Below are 21,267 nucleotides of genomic sequence, written 5' to 3'. Positions count from 1 at the left end.
GCCACGGCCGCCACCTCTTTCTGCCCGTCGGGTGTGAGCTTGTCAAGAAATGTAACACGTTCTAGTTTGGTGGCCGTGGCCCTGAATATTGCCGATCTCGCCGAGCACGCCATCGACGCCGTGCCTGACCGTGTCGCCGTTATCTGCGGCGATGAGCAGTTGACCTACGCCCAGCTGGAGGATAAGGCCAACCGCCTCGCGCACCACCTGATCGATCAAGGCGTGCAAAAGGACGACAAGGTCGGCCTGTACTGCCGCAACCGCATCGAGATCGTGATCGCGATGCTGGGCATCGTGAAGGCGGGCGCCATCTTGGTGAACGTCAACTTCCGTTACGTGGAGGGCGAACTTCGCTACCTGTTCGACAACTCCGACATGGTCGCGTTGGTGCACGAACGCCGCTACGCCGACCGGGTCGCCAACGTTCTCCCCGACACGCCCCATGTAAGGACGATCTTGGTCGTCGAGGACGGCTCGGACCAGGACTATCGGCGCTACGGCGGCGTCGAGTTCTATTCCGCGATCGCGGCGGGCTCGCCGGAGCGTGACTTCGGCGAACGCAGCGCCGACGCCATCTATCTGCTCTACACCGGCGGCACCACCGGTTTCCCCAAGGGTGTGATGTGGCGTCACGAGGACATCTATCGTGTGCTGTTCGGTGGAACCGACTTTGCGACAGGAGAGTTCGTCAAAGACGAATACGACCTGGCCAAGGCGGCCGCGGCGAATCCACCGATGATCCGCTACCCGATCCCGCCGATGATCCACGGCGCCACCCAGTCGGCCACCTGGATGGCGCTCTTCTCGGGCCAAACCACGGTACTGGCACCGGAATTCAACGCCGACGAGGTGTGGCGCACGATCCACAAACACAAGGTGAACCTGCTGTTCTTCACCGGTGATGCGATGGCCCGCCCGCTGGTCGACGCGCTGGTCAAGGGCAACGACTACGACCTGTCGTCGTTGTTCCTGTTGGCCAGCACCGCGGCGCTGTTCTCGCCGAGCATCAAGGAGAAACTCCTTGAGCTGCTGCCGAATCGGGTGATCACGGACTCAATTGGCTCGTCGGAGACGGGTTTTGGCGGTACCAGCGTCGTTGCTGCCGGGCAGGCGCATGGCGGCGGGCCCCGGGTGCGGATCGACCATCGCACCGTCGTGCTCGATGACGACGGCAACGAAGTCAAGCCCGGCTCGGGGATGCGGGGCGTCATCGCCAAGAAGGGCAACATTCCCGTCGGCTACTACAAGGACGAGAAGAAGACGGCCGAGACGTTCCGGACGATTAACGGTGTGCGCTACGCCATTCCGGGGGACTACGCCCAAGTCGAGGAGGACGGCACGGTCACCATGCTGGGTCGTGGCTCGGTGTCGATCAACAGCGGCGGCGAGAAGGTCTACCCCGAAGAGGTCGAGGCCGCTTTGAAGGGGCATCCCGACGTGTTCGACGCTCTGGTGGTCGGGGTGCCCGATCCGCGTTACGGCCAGCAGGTGGCCGCCGTGGTGGAGGCCCGGCCGGGTTGTCGGCCGTCGTTGGCCGAGTTGGACTCGTTCGTGCGCTCCGAGATCGCGGGCTACAAAGTGCCGCGCAGTCTGTGGTTTGTCGACGAGGTGAAGCGTTCGCCCGCCGGTAAGCCGGACTACCGCTGGGCCAAGGAGCAGACCGAGGCGCGGCCAGCCGATGACGTGCATGCGGGACACGTGACGAGCGGTGGGTGATGGGTGCGGCTGCGACCGGCTCCGGACACCCCGCACGGAAGGTCGACATGGGTCGGCTGTCGTGCCTCTCGGGGGCCGAGCCGACATCGATGTGGATGGAAGTAAGGCACGGGTGTTCTCGCGCGTCGCGAAATAGCTGCGGAGGGTTCGCCGAAGCCGGACCGCACTTGATCGACGGCCATCGTGCGGCACTCCCTGGGGTAGCCATCGGCTAGGCCGGCCGGAGTCCGTCGGGGACATCCGCTTACGGGTGTCGGGCGCGCTGCCCACGGAGGGCAGGAGAACACATCCGCTTGCGGGGCCGGGCGATCGCCTGGGCTTGGCGACGATGCAGGTGACATGTTGCCGCTGACGGTTCGGTCGGGGAGCTGCGGCGGCCATTCGGTCAGCCAGCCCAGGGTGTCCGTCGAACCTACCGTGTATGCATCCACTGCGGCGCTGGGACGGTCGCTCGGCATGAGTCGAACCAGGTAATCACCTGGCTGGTCAGGATCGCACCGATTTGCCTTGCGCACGCCGGAGCGCCACATCGACGGCGTTGTCTGGTGGCAGGTGGTGCTTCAGCTGCCGTTGTTGCCGGGTTGGCCGTCGTCGCCATCATCGCCGTCGGCTCCGCCGCCTGCACCGGCGCCGCCGAGGCCTCCAGTGCCTCCTGCCCCGCCGAGGCCGCCGGGCGAGCCGACGCCCGTGCCGCCGTTACCACCGTTACCACCGTTACCACCGTCGCCGCCGTCGCCGACGCCGGTGGCTGCCCCTCCGTCGGCGCCATCGCCGCCGTCACCGCCGGCGCCGCCTTTGCCGCCGGTGCCGCTGCCGGTGGGCGCGCCGCCGCTGCCGCCGGGCCCGCCTGTGCCGCCGGTCCCGCCGCTGCCGCCGTTGCCGTTGGTGCCGCCTTTTCCTCCGACCCCGGCGTTGCCGCCGTCACCGCCGGGCCCGCCGTCGCCAGCGATGCCGCCCATGCCGCCTTTGCCGCCGGTGCCGCCGGTGCCGCCGGTGCCGCCGGTGCCGCCGTTGAAGTTGGCCCCGCCGCTACCGCCGGCCCCGCCGCTGCCGCCGGTGCCGCCGGTGCCGCCGGTGCCGCCTTTGCCGGGGTCGCCGGCGCCGGTGCCTGCGTTGCCGCCGTCGCCCCCGGTGCCGCCCACGCCCCCGGTGCCGCCGGTGCCGCCGTTGCTGCCGTTGCTGAAGCTGATGCCAGCACCCCCGGCGCCGCCTTGTCCGCCGGCCCCGCCGGCGCCGCCGGAGCCGTTGGTGCCGCCGGTGCCGGCGTTGCCGCCGGCCCCGCCTTTGCCGCCGGGGCCGCCGGCAAAGCCGGGCTGGCCGCCCAATCCGGAACCGCTGTCTCCTTGGCCGCCGTTACCGCCTTGGCCGCCGTCACCGCCGATGCCCGCGTTGCCTGCGGTGCCGCCGGTGTTGGCTAGGCCGCCGGCGCCGGCGTTGCCGCCGGCCCCGCCTGTGCCGCCGGTCCCGCCGGCGGAGTCGTCGCCGGCCCCGCCGGTGCCGCCTTTGCCGCCGGTGCCGCCGGTGCCGCCGGTGCCGCTGGTGGCGCTGCTGAGTCCGTCGGTGTTTAGGCCGCCTTTGCCGCCGGTGCCGCCGGTGCCGCCGGTGCCGCCGGTGCCGCCGTTGAAGTTGGCCCCGCCGCTACCGCCGGCCCCGCCGCTGCCGCCGGTGCCGCCGGTGCCGCCGGTGCCGCCTTTGCCGGGGTCGCCGGCGCCGGTGCCTGCGTTGCCGCCGTCGCCCCCGGTGCCGCCCACGCCCCCGGTGCCGCCGGTGCCGCCGTTGCTGCCGTTGCTGAAGCTGATGCCAGCACCCCCGGCGCCGCCTTGTCCGCCGGTGCCGCCGGCGCCGCCGGAGCCGTTGGTGCCGCCGGCACCGCTGCTACCGCCGGCCCCGCCGGCCCCGCCGGCTCCACCGGCGAACCCGGTGCCGCCGGTGGCGCCGGGCTGGTCGGCGTCGGCGCCGGCCCCGCCGGCTCCGCCGTCACCGCCTTGGCCGCCGGCCCCGCCGACACCGGCGTTGCCTGTGGTGCCGATCATGCCGCCGGTGCCTCCGGTGCCGGCCGCTCCGCCGGCCCCGCCGGCTCCGGCCGCTCCGCCGGTGCCGCCGTCACCGCCGGTGCCGCCGATGCCGGTGGGGTTATCGGCGCCGGCCCCGCCAGCACCCCCGGCGCCGCCTTGTCCGCCGGTGCCGCCGGCGCCGCCGGAGCCGTTGGTGCCGCCGGCACCGCTGCTACCGCCGGCCCCGCCGGCTCCGCCGGCTCCACCGGCGAACCCGGTGCCGCCGGTGGCGCCGGGCTGGTCGGCGTCGGCGCCGGCCCCGCCGGCTCCGCCGTCACCGCCTTGGCCGCCGGCCCCGCCGACACCGGCGTTACCGGCCGCTCCGCTGGCGCTGAAGAGCTGGCCCGCGGCACCACCGGCCCCGCCCTCACCGGCGCTACCGCCGGTGCCGCCGTCACCGCCGGTGCCGCCGATGCCGGTGGGGTTATCGGCGCCGGCCCCGCCAGCACCCCCCATCCCGCCTTGTCCGCCGGCGCCGCCGAGGCCGCCCTGTCCGCCAGCGCCCAGCAGCAGTGCGCCGCGACCGCCGGCGCCACCGGCGCCGCCGGTACCGCCCGTCCCGCCGGTACCACCCAACGCGCCACCATCGCTGCCGGCACCACCTGCCCCGCCTTGCCCGCCGGCCCCGCCGGCCCCGCCGGGTGCCAGCCATCCGCCGTCGCCGCCGACTCCGCCGTGTCCGCCGGTCCCGCCGGTAGCACCGGGCCCGCCGTCGGTGCCCGCCCCACCCGCGCCGCCCGCACCGCCGGCGCCGAACAGCAGCTCGGCGCGGCCGCCGGCCCCGCCGGTGCCGCCACCGGCCCCACCGACACCGCCGGCCCCGCCGCCGCCCCAGATCAAACCACCGGGCCCACCCGCCCCGCCGGTGCCGCCACCGGCCCCACCGACACCGCCGGCGCCGCCAACCCCGAACAGCCACCCACCGGCGCCGCCGGCACCGCCGGTGCCCCCACCGCTGCCGCCGGCCCCGCCGGGCCCGCCGTTGCCCCACAATCCGGCGGGCCCGCCAGGCCCGCCGGCCTGGCCGGGCGCCCCGGCTGCCCCGGCCCCGCCGTTGCCGAACAGCAGACCGCCGGCCCCGCCGGCCCCGCCGGGAGTCGTCGCATTGGCGCCGTCACCGATCAACGGGCGCCCCAGCAGCGCCTGGGTGGGCGCATTGATCACGCCCAGCACGATCTGCTCAGCGGCGGCGGCCTCGGCCGAGGCATATGCGCCCGCGCCGGTACTCAAGGCCTGCACAAACCGCTGGTGGTAGGCCGCCACCTGCGCACTAATCGCCTGGTACTCCAGGCCAAACCCGCCGAACAGCGCCGCAATACGGGCAGACACCTCATCGGCGCCCGCAGCCAGCACCTGCGTGGTCGCACTGGCTGCCGACGCGTTGGCCGCGCTAATCGACGAACCCAGATTCGTCAGATCCCCCGCGGCTGCTGTCACGAATTCCGGTGCGATCAACACGAACGACATGGGCGAACTCCCAACCATCTTTGCGCCGGTGCAACCACGGCCGATATGGCGGCATCTTTAAGTGAGAACCTTAGTTGCCACTCATCTAATATGTGCCGGCTTTCTGGTAATGCCGCAACGAACCTGGAGCGCCCTGGGGAGGAGCCGCCCGGCGACCGGTGCACCAGGCGCCAAGCAGTGCGACCCGCGCGCACGCTCGCCAAGAAGGGCAACATTCCCGTCGGCTACTACAAGGACGAGAAGAAGACGGCCGAGACGTTCCGGACGATTAACGGTGTGCGCTACGCCATTCCGGGGGACTACGCCCAAGTCGAGGAGGACGGCACGGTCACCATGCTGGGTCGTGGCTCGGTGTCGATCAACAGCGGCGGCGAGAAGGTCTACCCCGAAGAGGTCGAGGCCGCTTTGAAGGGGCATCCCGACGTGTTCGACGCTCTGGTGGTCGGGGTGCCCGATCCGCGTTACGGCCAGCAGGTGGCCGCCGTGGTGCAGGCCCGGCCGGGTTGTCGGCCGTCGTTGGCCGAGTTGGACTCGTTCGTGCGCTCCGAGATCGCGGGCTACAAAGTGCCGCGCAGTCTGTGGTTTGTCGACGAGGTGAAGCGTTCGCCCGCCGGTAAGCCGGACTACCGCTGGGCCAAGGAGCAGACCGAGGCGCGGCCAGCCGATGACGTGCATGCGGGACACGTGACGAGCGGTTCCTGATTGCGCGGGTCGCGGCTATGGCGCCGCGGCTGGGGGATACCGCTGGGTCGCCGTTTGTCGTCAAATCTGGCTGGACCACTCGCCGGCGGACGCCCGGCGCACCATCGCGGCCGCTGGGCCCATCGCGACTAGACGCCGCCGCTGCCGCCCTTGCCGCCCGCTCCGCCGTCGCCGCCGGCGCCGCCGGTGCCACCGGCTGGTGCCTTACCACCGTCTCCGGCGCCACCGCCGCTGCCGGTGTCTCCCTTGCCGCCATTCCAGCCGGTGCCGCCGTTCCCACCACCGCCGCCGGTGCCGCCATCGCCGCCGGTGCCGCCCGAGCCGGTGCCACTGCCGTTGCCGCCGGTGCCACCCTTGCCGCCGGTGGTGCCGGCGCCGCCAGCACCACCGGCTCCCGGGGGCACTCCGGGCTCGGCGTCGCCGCCATTGCCGCCGGTGCCGCCGATACCGCCGGCCCCACCGGTGCCGCCGTTGCCATTGCCTCCCGCGCCGGCGTTGCCGCCGTTGCCGCCATTGCCGGCCGCACCGCCGCTGCCGCCGGTGCCGCCGTCGCCGCCGGATCCGCCGACCCGGGGGTCGCCGAGGCCGCCGGTGCCGCCGGTGCCGCCGGTGCCGCCGGCGCCCCCGTCCCCGCCGCCGGTGCCGCCGGTGCCGCCATCGCCGCCATTGCCGGCCGCACCGCCGGTGCCGCCGGCGCCGCCGACCTCGCCGCCCTCGCCGCCGGTACCGCCGTTGCCGCCGTTGCCGCCATCGCCGCCAGTGCCGCCGCCAAGGCTGCCGATGCCCGCGCCGCCGGTGCCGCCGGTGCCGCCGTTGCCGCCGGTGCCCCCGTTGCCGCCGGGGTCGTCAGTGAGTGGGCCGTGGCCGCCGATGGCCCCGTTGCCGCCATCGCCGCCGGCGCCGCCTTGCCCGCCGGTGCCGTTGGCGCCAGCGGTCAAGCCACCGCCGCCGGCCCCGGCCCCGCCGCCGAAGCCACCGTCGCCGCCGTTGCCACCGTCACCGCCCGCCTGCGCAGTCATGTTTGCGGTGTTATCTGCTCCGTTGCCGCCGTTACCGCCGTCACCGCCGGTGCCACCGCTGCCGCCGGTGCCGCCAGTACCGGTGAGGCCGCCGTCGCCGCCGGTGCCGCCCGTGCCCGCCGCGCCGCCGTTCCCGCCGGCACCGCCGTCGCCGCTGCCGGTGCCGCTGTTGCCGCCCATGCCGGCGTTGCCGCCGTTGCCGCCGCTGCCGCCGTTGCCGCCGTTGCCGCTGCCCGTCCCGGCACCGCCGTTGCCGCCCATGCCGGCGATGCCGCCGTTGCCGCCGTTGCCGCCGTTGCCGGTGCCGTTGCCGTTGCCGCCGTTGCCGGCGTCGCCGGCGTCGCCGCCAGCGCCGCCGTTGCCGCCGGTGCCGCCGCCGCTGCCCCCAGCGCTGCCGGCGCCACCGTTAGCACCACCACCACCGTTGCCGCCAGCGCCGCCGGTGCCATTGCCGGAATTACGGTTGCCGCCGTTACCGCCATTGCCACCTGTGCCGGCGTCGCCGCCGTCGCCGCCGCTGCCGCCGTCGGCTCCACCCTGCCCGCCGGCCCCACCACCGCCAGCGTTACCGCCTTGTCCACCGGAGCCGGCGGGGACCGTGCCACCGCCGACGGTGCGGTCGCCGCCGGTGCCGCCGGCACCGCCGTCGCCGCCGGCGCCACCCTGACCCCCGGTCCCGCCACCGGTGCCGCCTTGGCCGCCGGCGCCACCCTTTCCGGCGGCGCCGCCGTTACCGGCGGCCCCCGCGGTGCCCGCGGTGCCGCCGGTGATATTGCCGCCGTTGCCGCCGGTCCCGCCGGCACCGCCGGCACCACCTTGACCACCGGCACCGCCGCCGGCGCCGCCCTGGCCACCTTGTCCGCCGTCGCCGGCCGCCCCGCCGGTGCCGCCGGCTGCGAGGAAGGAGCCGGAACTGCGGTTGTTGCCGTTGGCGCCGTTGCCACCGTCTCCGGCGTCACCGCCGTGGCCACCATTGCCGCCGCCGGCGCCGCCGACGCCATCGCCACCAGCGCCGCCGGTGCCGCCGGCGCCTCCGGTGCCGCCGGCGCCGCCGCTGCCGCCGTTGGTAGCTGAGGAGGCTGCGCCGGCGCCGCCGGTGCCGCCGGCACCGCCTTGGCCGCCGTTGCCAGCGGTGCCGTTAGCGCCGCCACCCGCGCCGCCAGCCCCGGCCGCCCCACCGGCACCACCGCTGCCGCCTTGACCTCCTTGCCCGCCGTTGCCGCCGGGACTGGTGTTGGGCCCGCTGCCGCCGGCGCCGCCCGCACCGCCGACTTCGCCGTCCGCGCCGTTGCCGCCCTTGCCGCCGCCGACGCCACCGATACCGTCGCCGCCGGCGCCACCACTGCCGCCTCTGCCGCCGGTGCCGCCGTTGCCGCCGGCCGAGCCGGTGCCGGCCCCACCGTTGCTGCCAGCCGTGGCGGCCCCGGCAGCGCCGCCGTTGCCGCCGTCGCCGCCGGTACCGTTGGCGCCGACGGTACCGCCGTTGCTGCCCGCGGCACCACCGGCACCGGCGTTTCCGCCCTTTCCGCCAGTCCCACCGTTTCCGCCGCTATTTCCGCTACCACCGGCGTCTCCGCCAGCGCCGCCGATGGCGCCGTTGCCGCCGTTGCCGCCGGTACCTCCGGTCCCGCCGCCGACGCCGTCGATGCCGCTACCGCCAGCACCGCCGGTTCCACCGTTGCCGCCGGCCCCGCCGGTTCCGCCATGCCCGCCGTCGCCAGCGCCGGTTGCGCCGGAGATGCCGACGGCACCAGCCGCGCCATCTCCGCCGTCGCCGCCATTGCCAGCGATACCATTGGCGCCCGGAGTGGCACCGGCGCCGCCCGCGCCCGCGTCTCCGCCCTTTCCGCCGCTGCCGCCCGCGCCGCCGCTGTTGCCGGCGGTGCTGCTGGTGACGCCTGCTCCACCGTCGCCGCCTTTGCCGCCATTGCCTCCCGCCCCGCCAGCCCCGGCGGTGCCGCCGTTGGCGGCGCCGCCGTCACCGCCGGTTCCGCCGGCGCCACCACTACCACCGGTGCCGCCGGACGCGCCGGTGCCTACGGGGCCGGTTGTGCCGGCAGCGCCAATGCCGCCGTTGCCGCCCTTACCCCCATCGCCGCCGGTCCCCGCCGTGCCAGGAGCGGAGCCGGTACCGGCCTTGCCGGCGTCGCCGCCGTTGCCGCCTTTACCGCCGGCACCACCGCTGCTGCCTGCGAGTGCACCGTCGCCGCCGGTGCCGCCTTTGCCGCCGGTGCCGCCGTTGCCGCCGTTGCCGCCGTTGCCTTGTTGGCCGCCGGTGCCGGTGCCGGCGGCGGCGGTGGTGGTGTTGTCTGCGCCGTTTCCGCCGTTGCCGCCGACCCCGCCGTCACCGCCGTTGCCGGCGTTGCCGTCGGCGCCTTGGGTGAAGCCGGTGCCGCCGGCGCCGGCGTTGCCGCCGGTGCCGCCGGTGCCGCCTTGGCCGCCGTCTTGGGCGGCTAGCAGCGGGTCGAGGCTGTTCATGCCGGCCCCGCCGGTGCCGCCTTTGCCGCCGGTGCCGCCGTTGCCGCCGTTGCCGCCGTTGCCTTGTTGGCCGCCGGTGCCGGTGCCGGCGGCTCCGCCGGTTCCGCCGGTTCCGCCGGCCCCGCCGGCCCCGCCGTCGCCGCCTGTGGTGCCGGCGGCGGCGGTGGTGGTGTTGTCTGCGCCGTTTCCGCCGTTGCCGCCGACCCCGCCGTCACCGCCGTTGCCGGCGTTGCCGTCGGCGCCTTGGGTGAAGCCGGTGCCGCCGGCAGCGCCAATGCCGCCGTTGCCGCCCTTACCCCCATCGCCGCCGGTCCCCGCCGTGCCAGGAGCGGAGCCGGTACCGGCCTTGCCGGCGTCGCCGCCGTTGCCGCCTTTACCGCCGGCACCACCGCTGCTGCCTGCGAGTGCACCGTCGCCGCCGGTGCCGCCTTTGCCGCCGGTGCCGCCGTTGCCGCCGTTGCCGCCGTTGCCTTGTTGGCCGCCGGTGCCGGTGCCGGCGGCGGCGGTGGTGGTGTTGTCTGCGCCGTTTCCGCCGTTGCCGCCGACCCCGCCGTCACCGCCGTTGCCGGCGTTGCCGTCGGCGCCTTGGGTGAAGCCGGTGCCGCCGGCGCCGGCGTTGCCGCCGGTGCCGCCGGTGCCGCCTTGGCCGCCGTCTTGGGCGGCTAGCAGCGGGTCGAGGCTGTTCATGCCGGCCCCGCCGGTGCCGCCGGTGCCGCCGTTGCCGCCGTTGCCGCCGTTGCCTTGGCTGGCACCGCTCCCGCCGCCGTTACCGCCGTCACCGCCGGCGCCGCCAGCAAAGCCAGTGCTACCCATCGCGCCGGAGCCTGCGGGGGCGTCGGCGCCGGCACTGCCGGCCCCGCCGTTGCCGCCGGTGCCGCCGGCACCACCTTTGCCGCTAGCACCGGCCACGCCGCTATGGCTCAACAACTGGCCGGCACCCCCGGCGCCACCGTTGCCGGGGGCGCCGCCGTCACCGCCGGTGCCGCCGCTGCCACCGGTACCACCCAGGCCGGCCATCGTGCCGTCGAAGCCGTCACCGCCGCCACCGCCATCGCCGCCGTAGCCGCCGGCTCCGCCGGTGCCGCCGCGCCCGAACAGCAGGGCGGCTTGACCCCCGGCGCCGCCGTTGCCGCCGGCCCCGCCGGCCCCGCCGGCGCCGCCACCGTCGACACCGGCACCGCCCGCGCCGCCAGTGCCACCGTGCCCGCCGGCGCCGGCGCCCATTAACAGGCCGCCACGCCCGCCGGTCCCGCCGTCGCCGCCGGTGCCCCCAGAGCCGCCACCTGCAGTACCGGTGCTGCCGGCGCCACCGTTGCCGCCACCCCCGGCTGTGCCCAAGAGCCACCCGGGATTCCCGCCGTTGCCGCCGTGGCCGCCGCCAGTACCGCCGTCACCGTCACCGCCGAGGCCGCCGTTGCCGCCGTTGCCGAGCAGCCACCCGCCGTTGCCGCCGTGCCCGCCGTTGCCACCACCGATTCCGCCGGCGCCGCCGGTACCACCACCGCCGAGCAGCCACGCGGCGTTGCCACCGGTGCCGCCCGCTCCGCCGCCGGTTCCGCCCGCTCCGCCGATACCGCCGTTGCCGAGCAGCCACCCGCCGTTCCCGCCAGCGCCGCCGCTGCCGCCACCGATTCCGCCAGCGCCGCCATGTCCGCCGTTGCCGAGCAGCCACCCGCCGTTGCCGCCGGGCCCGCCACCGATACCGCCGGTTCCCCCGTGGCCGAACAGCCACGCGTGCCCGCCGGCCCCGCCTGTTCCGCCGCCGATTCCCCCGGCGCCGCCGACTCCGCCGCGGCCGTATAGCCAACCGGCATTGCCGCCGTTTCCGCCGGGCGCGCCCGTCCCGCCGGCTCCGCCGCTCCCGCCGTTGCCCAGTAGCCCGGCAGACCCACCGGCACCGCCAGCCTGGCCGGGTGCACCGGGCGCGCCGTTGCCGCCGCTGCCAAACAGCAGCCCGCCGTCTCCGCCGGCCCCGCCCGGCGTCGTCGCGTTGGCCCCGTCTCCGATCAGCGGGCGCCCGAGCAGCGTCTGGGTCGGCGCGTTGATGAGGTTCAGTAGATTTTGCTCGACGTTGGTGGCCTCGGCCAACATGTACGAGGCCGCTCCGGTGCGCAACGTCTGCACGAACTGCTGGTGATACGCGGCAACTTGCGCACTGATCGCCTGATATTCCAGGCCGTACATACCAAACAGCGCCGCGATGCGCGCTGACACCTCATCGGCGCCCGCGGCCAGCACCTGCGTGGTCGCAGCCGCTGCCGCCTTGTTGGCGGCGCTGATTGTCGATCCCACGTTCGCTAGATCCCCGGCGGCGGCGGACACAACTTCGGGTGAGATCAACACGAACGACACGGACCAGCTCCAAACCGTCGGCGGATAGCATCACGACGCGGCTAAATTGATGCAGTTGTGTCGGGATCATAATTCAGCACCCGCCCAATACGTCCAAGCTTTCTCGTGAGTACCACCCGTGTAATTTGGGATGGGCAAAAAGGCGAAGCACCGCGTGGCCACGAACGCCGGGAGGGACAATCTCGGGCGGCTAGGGCTTCTCGCGGGAAGGCCCGAACGTACGGCGTTTCAACACGTCGCGTCGCCCTCCGACCGCGAACATTCGGGGATGGCAGCAACCTGGTAGCACCCTGGCCGGGCGATGATCTGCAGCGTCGCCGCGGGTAGTCGCCGCCCGGGCGGCTACAGTCTGAAACGCGATGACCATCGATGTGTGGATGCAGCATCCGACGCAACGGTTCCTACACGGCGATATGTTCGCCTCGCTGCGCCGGTGGACCGGTGGGTCTATCCCGGAGACCGACATCCCGATCGAAGCGACCGTCTCCTCGATGGACGCCGGCGGCGTCACCCTGGGTTTGCTCAGCGCCTGGCGTGGCCCCAACGGCCAGGACCTCATCTCTAATGACGCTGTTGCGGAATGGGTCCGGTTGTACCCCAACCGTTTTGCCGGTCTGGCGGCGGTCGACCTGGATCGCCCGATGGCGGCCGTCCGGGAGTTGAGGCGCCGAGTCGGTGAGGGGTTCGTCGGCCTGCGGGTGGTGCCTTGGCTATGGGGCGCCCCGCCGACCGACCGCCGCTACTATCCGTTGTTCGCCGAATGCGTGCAGTCCGCGGTGCCGTTCTGCACCCAGGTTGGTCACACCGGCCCGCTGCGGCCGTCGGAGACCGGACGCCCCATTCCCTACATCGACCAGGTGGCGTTGGACTTTCCGGAACTGGTGATCGTGTGCGGACATGTCGGCTATCCGTGGACCGAGGAGATGGTCGCGGTCGCCCGCAAACACGAGAATGTCTACATCGACACCTCGGCCTACACCATCAAGCGGCTGCCCGGGAAGCTGGTGCGGTTCATGAAAACCGACACGGGACAGCGCAAGGTGCTGTTTGGTACCAATTACCCGATGATCGCCCACACGCACGCCCTGACCGGTCTTGACGAACTGGGGCTAAGCGACGAAGCTCGTCGCGACTTTCTGCACGGCAACGCTGTGCGGGTATTCAAGCTGGACCCACGAGGAAAGGTGCAGACGTGAACGGTGCTCAGGCCCTGATCAACACCCTGGTCGACGGGGGTGTCGATGTGTGCTTCGCCAACCCTGGCACGTCGGAAATGCATTTCGTGGCGGCGCTAGACGCCGTCCCGCGCATGCGTGGCATGCTGACCCTGTTCGAAGGCGTGGCTACCGGGGCCGCCGACGGTTATGCCCGCATTGCTGGCCGGCCGGCGGCGGTGCTGCTGCATCTGGGCCCCGGACTGGGCAACGGCCTGGCCAACCTGCACAACGCGCGCCGTGCCCGGGTGCCGATGGTGGTGGTTGTCGGAGACCACGCGACTTACCACAAGAAGTACGACGCCCCGCTGGAATCCGATATCGATGCGGTCGCTGGCACCGTTTCGGGATGGGTGCGCCGGACGGAGGCTGCCGCCGACGTCGGGGCCGACGCTGAAGCGGCCATTGCGGCCAGCCGGTCAGGTTCACAGATCGCGACGCTGATTCTGCCCGCGGATGTGTGTTGGAGCGACGGTGCCCACGCGGCCGCGGGCGTGCCGGCTCAGGCGGCGGCGGCGCCAGTGGACGTGGGGCCGGTGGCTGGGGTGCTGCGCTCAGGGGAACCCGCCATGATGCTGATCGGTGGGGATGCCACCCGCGGGCCGGGGCTGACCGCGGCTGCGCGGATCGTGCAGGCAACCGGGGCCCGTTGGTTATGCGAGACGTTTCCGACGTGCCTGGAACGTGGCGCCGGTATCCCCGCCGTCGAACGGCTGGCCTATTTCGCTGAAGGTGCCGCGGCCCAGCTGGACGGGGTCAAACATCTCGTGCTGGCCGGGGCCAGGTCGCCGGTGTCGTTTTTCGCCTACCCGGGTATGCCCAGTGACCTGGTGCCGGCCGGTTGTGAGGTGCACGTGCTTGCCGAACCCGGTGGTGCGGCCGACGCACTGGCCGCGTTGGCCGACGAGGTAGCGCCCGGGACGGTTGCCCCGGTGGCGGGCGCGTCACGTCCGCAGCTGCCGACGGGTGACCTGACGTCGGTGTCGGCGGCCGATGTGGTCGGTGCGTTGCTGCCGGAACGGGCGATTGTTGTCGACGAGTCGAATACTTGTGGTGTCCTGCTGCCGCAGGCCACCGCCGGGGCCCCGGCCCATGACTGGCTTACGCTGACCGGCGGGGCAATCGGTTACGGCATCCCGGCTGCGGTCGGTGCCGCGGTCGCCGCGCCCGACCGCCCGGTGTTGTGCCTGGAATCCGACGGGTCGGCAATGTACACGATTTCAGGATTGTGGAGCCAAGCGCGGGAGAACCTCGACGTCACCACCGTCATCTACAACAACGGCGCCTACGACATTCTGCGGATCGAGCTGCAACGTGTCGGCGCGGGGTCGGATCCTGGCCCGAAGGCCCTGGATCTCCTTGATATATCGCGTCCCACAATGGATTTCGTCAAGATCGCCGAAGGTATGGGTGTTCCTGCACGTCGTGTCACCACCTGCGAGGAATTCGCCGACGCCCTGCGCGCGGCCTTCGCCGAGCCCGGGCCGCATCTGATCGATGTAGTGGTGCCATCGCTTGTGGGGTAGTGCTCCCCCGTCGTGCATAAGCCCGCGAGGACAGCTGGTTGTGCTGGGGATGCGATGGCCCGGGTGTTATCGGTCGGACGGCCATCGCCAGCCTGTGCTGCCAACGGGCCATGGGTAGCCGCCCAGCGTTGTCGGGTGGCTGCTGGCGCTTTGGGCTGCCGTTAGCTTAGCTGCCGTCGGCGCCGGGGCTGCCGCCGTTGCCGTCGTCGCCGTCGGTGCCGCCGCCGGCGCCGGAGCCGCCCAAGCCGCCGGCGCCAGCGCCGCCACCGAAGCCGCCGGGTGCGCCGTTGCCGCCGTCGCCGCCGTTGCCGCCATCACCGCCGTTACCGCCGTTACCGACGCCGGTGGCAGAGCCGCCGTTGCCGCCGGCGCCGGCATCTCCACCGTCGCCGCCGGTCCCCTCGGTGCCACTGCCGGTGGGCGTTCCCCCGGCACCGCCGGCTCCGCCGTTGCCGCCGCCTCCGCCGAGGCCGCCGTTGCCGTTGGTGCCGCCTGTGCCACCGCCCCCGCCGAGCCCGCCGGCTCCGCCGTTGCCGCCATCGCCCCCGGCGGCGTTGTCGCCAACGCCGTTGGCGCCATTGCCGCCAGCACCTCCTCGGCCACCGGCACCGCCTTGGCCGCCAGCGAAGTTAGTCCCGCCGGTCCCGCCGGTCCCGCCGTCACCTCCCTTACCGCCGTTGCCGCCGGCGCCGGCGGCGCCGGCTACGCCGCTGCCGAATCCCGCGCCGCCGCCTTCGCCGCCGTCCCCACCGTCACCGCCTTGGCCGCCGGCGCCGCCCTCGCTCGCCACGCCTGTCGTTCCGTTCTGGCCGTCACCACCGGCCCCGCCGGTGCCGCCGGTGCCGCCGGCCCCGTTGATGCCGCCGGCGCCGGCGTTGCCGCCGGCCCCGCCTTGGCCGCCTTGGCCGCCGGCGAAGCCGTTGCCGTCTTGGGAGAGGGCGCCGCTGTCGCCGGCCCCGCCGTCGCCGCCGCGGCCGCCGGCCCCGCCGATACCGGCGTTGCCCGCGGTTCCGCCGGTGTTGGCCAGGCCGCCGACGCCGGCGTCGCCGCCGGTCCCGCCGGTGCCGCCGGACCCGCCGATAAAGCCGTCGCCGTCGCCGCCGTTGCCGCCGGCCCCGCCGGCCCCGCCGTTGCCGCCGTCACCGCTGGCGGCGCTGGCTAGCCCGGTGCTGTTCAGGCCGCCTTTGCCGCCTTGGCCGCCGTGGCCGCCGGCACCACCTTGGCCGCCGTCAATGCTGGGGTCCCCGTCGGCGCCGGCGCCGCCGGCGCCCCCGGCCCCGCCGGTGCCGCCGATCCCGCCGTCGCCGGGAACACCGGCGCCGAATCCGGCGTTGCCGCCGTCCCCGCCGATGCCGCCTTGGCCGCCGTCACCGCCGTCGGGTCCGCCGATCAGGGTCGCCGGGGCGCCGTCACCACCGGCCCCGCCGGTGCCGCCGGTGCCGCCGGCCCCGTTGATGCCGCCGGCGCCGGCGTTGCCGCCGGCCCCGCCTTGGCCGCCTTGGCCGCCGGCGAAGCCGTTGCCGTCTTGGGAGAGGGCGCCGCTGTCGCCGGCCCCGCCGTCGCCGCCGCGGCCGCCGGCCCCGCCGATACCGGCGTTGCCCGCGGTTCCGCCGGTGTTGGCCAGGCCGCCGACGCCGGCGTCGCCGCCGGTCCCGCCGGTGCCGCCGGACCCGCCGATAAAGCCGTCGCCGTCGCCGCCGTTGCCGCCGGCCCCGCCGGCCCCGCCGTTGCCGCCGTCACCGCTGGCGGCGCTGGCTAGCCCGGTGCTGTTCAGGCCGCCTTTGCCGCCTTGGCCGCCGTGGCCGCCGGCACCACCTTGGCCGCCGTCAATGCTGGGGTCCCCGTCGGCGCCGGCGCCGCCGGCGCCCCCGGCCCCGCCGGTGCCGCCGATCCCGCCGTCGCCGGGAACACCGGCGCCGAATCCGGCGTTGCCGCCGTCCCCGCCGATGCCGCCTTGGCCGCCGTCACCGCCGTCGGGTCCGCCGATCAGGGTCGCCGGGGCGCCGTCACCACCGGCCCCGCCGGTGCCGCCGGTGCCGCCGGCCCCGTTGATGCCGCCGGCGCCGGCGTTGCCGCCGGCCCCGCCTTGGCCGCCTTGGCCGCCGGCGAAGCCGTTGCCGTCTTGGGAGAGGGCGCCGCTGTCGCCGGCCCCGCCGTCGCCGCCGCGGCCGCCGGCCCCGCCGATACCGGCGTTGCCCGCGGTTCCGCCGGTGTTGGCCAGGCCGCCGACGCCGGCGTCGCCGCCGGTCCCGCCGGTGCCGCCGGACCCGCCGATAAAGCCGTCGCCGTCGCCGCCGTTGCCGCCGGCCCCGCCGGCCCCGCCGTTGCCGCCGTCACCGCTGGCGGCGCTGGCTAGCCCGGTGCTGTTCAGGCCGCCTTTGCCGCCTTGGCCGCCGTGGCCGCCGGCACCACCTTGGCCGCCGTCAATGCTGGGGTCCCCGTCGGCGCCGGCGCCGCCGGCGCCCCCGGCCCCGCCGGTGCCGCCGATCCCGCCGTCGCCGGGAACACCGGCGCCGAATCCGGCGTTGCCGCCGTCCCCGCCGATGCCGCCTTGGCCGCCGTCACCGCCGTCGGGTCCGCCGATCAGGGTCGCCGGGGCGCCGTCACCACCGGCCCCGCCGGTGCCGCCGGTGCCGCCGGCCCCGTTGATGCCGCCGGCGCCGGCGTTGCCGCCGGCCCCGCCTTGGCCGCCTTGGCCGCCGGCGAAGCCGTTGCCGTCTTGGGAGAGGGCGCCGCTGTCGCCGGCCCCGCCGTCGCCGCCGCGGCCGCCGGCCCCGCCGATACCGGCGTTGCCCGCGGTTCCGCCGGTGTTGGCCAGGCCGCCGACGCCGGCGTCGCCGCCGGTCCCGCCGGTGCCGCCGGACCCGCCGATAAAGCCGTCGCCGTCGCCGCCGTTGCCGCCGGCCCCGCCGGCCCCGCCGTTGCCGCCGTCACCGCTGGCGGCGCTGGCTAGCCCGGTGCTGTTCAGGCCGCCTTTGCCGCCTTGGCCGCCGTGGCCGCCGGCACCACCTTGGCCGCCGTCAATGCTGGGGTCCCCGTCGGCGCCGGCGCCGCCGGCGCCCCCGGCCCCGCCGGTGCCGCCGATCCCGCCGTCGCCGGGAACACCGGCGCCGAATCCGGCGTTGCCGCCGTCCCCGCCGATGCCGCCTTGGCCGCCGTCACCGCCGTCGGGTCCGCCGATCAGGGTCGCCGGGGCGCCGTCACCACCGGCCCCGCCGGTGCCGCCGGCCCCGCCGGCCCCGTTGATGCCGCCGGCGCCGGCGTTGCCGCCGGCCCCGCCTTGGCCGCCTTGGCCGCCGTCAAAGCCGGAGAGGCCCAGGCCGAGACCGCTGGCTCCCTCGCCGCCGTCACCGCCAACACCGCCGTTTCCGCCGCCGCCGGCCTTACCCGCGGCCCCGCCGAAGCCGCCGCCACCACCAGCGCCCGCATCGCCGCCGTCCCCGCCGGTGCCGCCGGAGCCGCCGACGCCCAGGGTTCCCGCACCACCGGCGCCGCCTTTGCCGCCGGTGCCGCCGTTGCCGCCGGCGCCGCCGTTGGCGTTGATCGAGGTGGTGCTTGCCCCGCCCAGGCCGCCTTGGCCGCCTTGGCCGCCGGCACCACCCTGGCCGCCGTTGAAATTGTTGTCGCCGGCCCCGCCAGCACCGCCGGCGCCCCCGTTGCCGCCATTGCCCGCGGCGCCGCCGTCGCCGGCCTTGGCTGTCAGGCCGACGCCCGCGTTGCCGCCGTTGCCGGCGGCGCCACCGGCCCCACCGTCACCGCCGACCCCGCCGTTGTCGCCGAGACCTGCGGCACCGGTTGCGCCGTCCCCGCCGTCGCCGCCGTCGCCGCCGGCCCCGCCGGCCCCGTTGATGCCGCCGGCGCCGGCGCTGCCACCGTCACCGCCTTGGCCGCCTTGGCCGCCGTCAAAGCCGGAGAGGCCCAGGCCGAGACCGCTGGCCCCATCGCCGCCGTCACCGCCGCGGCCGCCGGCCCCGCCGATGCCTGCACTACCGGTGGCGCCGACAACGCCGCCGGTGCCGCCGGTACCGGTCGCCCCGCCGGCCCCGCCGGCGCCGGCCGCGCCACCTGTGCCGCCGGCGCCACCGGCGAAACCAGCACCGGTGGGGTTGTCCGCGCCGGACCCGCCGGCACCTCCGGTGCCGCCCTTGCCGCCTGCACCGCCGGCGCCGCCGGAGCCGTTGGTGCCGCCCACACCGCTGTTGCCGCCCGCTCCGCCTTCTCCGCCGGCGCCGCCGGCGAACCCGGCGCCACCGGTAGCGCTGCTGCCAGCGGCCGCAGCCGCACCTGCACCACCAGCACCACCGACACCACCCGTACCGCCGGTACCGCCGATCCCGGCGTTACCGACGCTGCCCACCGCGCCGCCGGTGCCGCCGGTACCGATGGCGCCACCGGCCCCGCCGGCTCCGGCCGCTCCGCCGGTGCCGCCGGTGCCGCCGGCGCCGCCGATGCCGGTGGGGTTATCGGCGCCGGCCCCGCCAGCGCCCCCGGCGCCGCCTTGTCCGCCGGTGCCGCCAGCGCCACCAGAGCCGTTGGTGCCGCCGGCACCGCTGCTACCGCCCTGCCCGCCGGCCCCGCCGGCGCCACCGGCGAACCCGGTGCCGCCGGTGGCGCCGGTAGCGGTCGCGTCCGCGCCGGCGCCACCCGCGCCGCCGGCGCCGCCTTTCCCGCCGGTGCCGCCGATCCCTGCGTTACCAACGTCGCCTACAACGCCACCGGTACCACCGGTGCCAACCGCTCCGCCGGCCCCGCCGGCGCCGGCCGCGCCGCCGGTGCCGCCGGTGCCGCCGGTGCCGCCGATGCCGGTGGGGTTGTCGGCGCCGACACCGCCAGCACCACCGGCGCCGCCCGCGCCGCCGGTGCCGCCTTGCCCGCCGGAGCCGTTGGTGCCGCCAACCCCGGTGTTGCCGCCGGCCCCGCCGGCCCCGCCGGCTCCACCGGAAAACCCGGTGCCGCCGGTGGCACCGGTAGCGGTCGCATCCGTGCCGGCGCTGCCCGCGCCGCCGGCGCCGCCTTGGCCGCCGGTGCCGCCGATACCGGCCTTGCCCGCGGCGCCGACAACCCCGCCGGTTCCTCCGGTGCCGGCGGCCCCGCCGGCCCCGCCGGCGCCGGCGTTACCGCCAGTCCCACCCGCGCCGCCGTCGGCGCCAATCCCGCTGGCATTATCAGCACCGGAGCCACCCATGCCGCCGGCGCCGCCTTGGCCGCCGGTGCCGCCGGCACCACCGGAGCCGTTGATGCCGCCGGCAATGGCGTTGCCGCCCTGGCCGCCGACGCCGCCGGCCCCGCCAGCGAACCCGGTACCACCGGTTAGACCTGTGCTGGCGGGGGCGTCGGCGCCGGCCGCTCCGGCACCGCCAGCCCCACCCTGGCCGCCGGTGCCGCCAACCCCAACGACACCCGCCGCGCCTCCGGCGCTGAAGAGCTGGCCCGCGGCACCACCGGCCCCGCCGAGGCCAGCCACGCCGCCGACACCGCCCTTACCACCAGTGCCACCGACACCCCCCAGAACGCCATCTCCGCCGGCCCCGCCGGTGCCGCCTTGTCCGCCGGCGCCGCCGAGGCCGCCCTGTCCGCCAGCGCCCAGCAGCAGTGCGCCGCGACCGCCGGCGCCACCGGCGCCGCCGGTACCGCCCGTCCCGCCGGTACCACCCAACGCGCCACCATCGCTGCCGGCACCACCTGCCCCGCCTTGCCCGCCGGCCCCGCCGGCCCCGCCGGGTGCCAGCCATCCGCCGTCGCCGCCGACTCCGCCGTGTCCGCCGGTCCCGCCGGTAGCACCGGGCCCGCCGTCGGTGCCCGCCCCACCCGCGCCGCCCGCACCGCCGGCGCCGAACAGCAGCTCGGCGCGGCCGCCGGCCCCGCCGGTGCCGCCACCGGCCCCACCGACACCGCCGGCCCCGCCGCCGCCCCAGATCAAACCACCGGGCCCGCCCGCCCCGCCGGTGCCGCCACCGGCCCCACCGACACCGCCGGCGCCGCCAACCCCGAACAGCCACCCACCGGCGCCGCCGGCACCGCCGGTGCCCCCACCGCTGCCGCCGGCCCCGCCGGGCCCGCCGTTGCCCCACAATCCGGCGGGCCCGCCAGGCCCGCCGGCCTGGCCGGGCGCCCCGGCTGCCCCGGCCCCGCCGTTGCCGAACAGCAGACCGCCGGCCCCGCCGGCCCCGCCGGGAGTCGTCGCATTGGCGCCGTCACCGATCAACGGGCGCCCCAGCAGCGCCTGGGTGGGCGCATTGATCACGCCCAGCACGATCTGCTCAGCGGCGGCGGCCTCGGCCGAGGCATATGCGCCCGCGCCGGTACTCAAGGCCTGCACAAACCGCTGGTGGTAGGCCGCCACCTGCGCACTAATCGCCTGGTACTCCAGGCCAAACCCGCCGAACAGCGCCGCAATACGGGCAGACACCTCATCGGCGCCCGCAGCCAGCACCTGCGTGGTCGCACTGGCTGCCGACGCGTTGGCCGCGCTAATCGACGAACCCAGATTCGTCAGATCCCCCGCGGCTGCTGTCACGAATTCCGGTGCGATCAACACGAACGACATGGGCGAACTCCCAACCGGACGGCGCGGCCACCGCGGCATAATTGACGCAGTAGTTAGGCCAGGATCTTATTCGTCACCCGCCCAACACGTCTACGTTTTCCAGTACCGCCACCTGCGCAATACGGGTCGAACGCCAAAACAGTTGCTCCACGTATCAGAACTCGAGCATAAGTCTCGACGAGTGCCGTGAAG

At 75.7% G+C, this 21,267-nt stretch carries 6 protein-coding genes and 2 pseudogenes; 4 read left to right on the top strand and 4 right to left on the bottom strand.

The annotated features are described in order from the left end of the window. The first annotated feature begins 69 nt into the window (after positions 1 to 69). On the top strand, positions 70 to 1,716 hold the full coding sequence (locus FF952_RS18520; protein ID WP_003905103.1) for an acyl-CoA synthetase: 1,647 nt from the start codon (positions 70 to 72) through the stop codon (positions 1,714 to 1,716). 560 nt (positions 1,717 to 2,276) lie between these two features. On the opposite strand, the gene FF952_RS18515 is transcribed toward FF952_RS18520, so the two are convergent. After that, positions 2,277 to 5,237: a PE family protein gene (locus tag FF952_RS18515; RefSeq protein WP_096362052.1), complete on the bottom strand. Its 2,961-nt coding sequence runs from the start codon at positions 5,235 to 5,237 to the stop codon at positions 2,277 to 2,279. A gap of 195 nt (positions 5,238 to 5,432) precedes the next feature. On the opposite strand from FF952_RS18515, the pseudogene FF952_RS18510 reads away from it, so the two are divergent. After that, a pseudogene (locus tag FF952_RS18510) lies at positions 5,433 to 5,939 on the top strand (AMP-binding enzyme); the annotation flags it as partial. A 128-nt stretch (positions 5,940 to 6,067) separates the two neighbouring features. Here the strand turns inward: FF952_RS18510 and FF952_RS21030 are convergent. Further along, on the bottom strand, positions 6,068 to 7,219 hold the full coding sequence (locus tag FF952_RS21030; RefSeq protein WP_015628983.1) for a hypothetical protein: 1,152 nt from the start codon (positions 7,217 to 7,219) through the stop codon (positions 6,068 to 6,070). Positions 7,220 to 9,647: 2,428 nt separating this feature from the next. Continuing rightward, positions 9,648 to 11,788 (bottom strand): annotated as a pseudogene (locus FF952_RS18505) (PE family protein). 359 nt (positions 11,789 to 12,147) lie between these two features. On the opposite strand from FF952_RS18505, the gene FF952_RS18500 reads away from it, so the two are divergent. Both FF952_RS18500 and FF952_RS18495 read left to right on the top strand, forming a co-directional pair. Beyond that, the gene (locus FF952_RS18500; RefSeq protein WP_003421145.1) at positions 12,148 to 12,984 is read left to right on the top strand and encodes an amidohydrolase family protein; all 837 of its coding nucleotides are present in this window, start codon (positions 12,148 to 12,150) and stop codon (positions 12,982 to 12,984) included. Then, positions 12,981 to 14,528: an acetolactate synthase large subunit gene (locus tag FF952_RS18495; RefSeq protein ID WP_003900872.1), complete on the top strand. Its 1,548-nt coding sequence runs from the start codon at positions 12,981 to 12,983 to the stop codon at positions 14,526 to 14,528. Before FF952_RS18500 ends, FF952_RS18495 begins: the two co-directional genes overlap by 4 nt. Before the next feature lie 166 nt (positions 14,529 to 14,694). On the opposite strand, the gene FF952_RS18490 is transcribed toward FF952_RS18495, so the two are convergent. Further along, entirely contained in the window at positions 14,695 to 21,075 is a 6,381-nt protein-coding gene (locus FF952_RS18490; protein WP_154080013.1) for a PE family protein, read from the bottom strand. Positions 21,076 to 21,267: the final 192 nt, after the last annotated feature.

Source organism: Mycobacterium tuberculosis complex sp. N0072 (genome assembly GCF_030323725.1).
GTDB classification, from domain to species: Bacteria; Actinomycetota; Actinomycetes; order Mycobacteriales; family Mycobacteriaceae; genus Mycobacterium; species Mycobacterium tuberculosis.
This window is presented reverse-complemented; position numbering and strand designations above follow the sequence as displayed.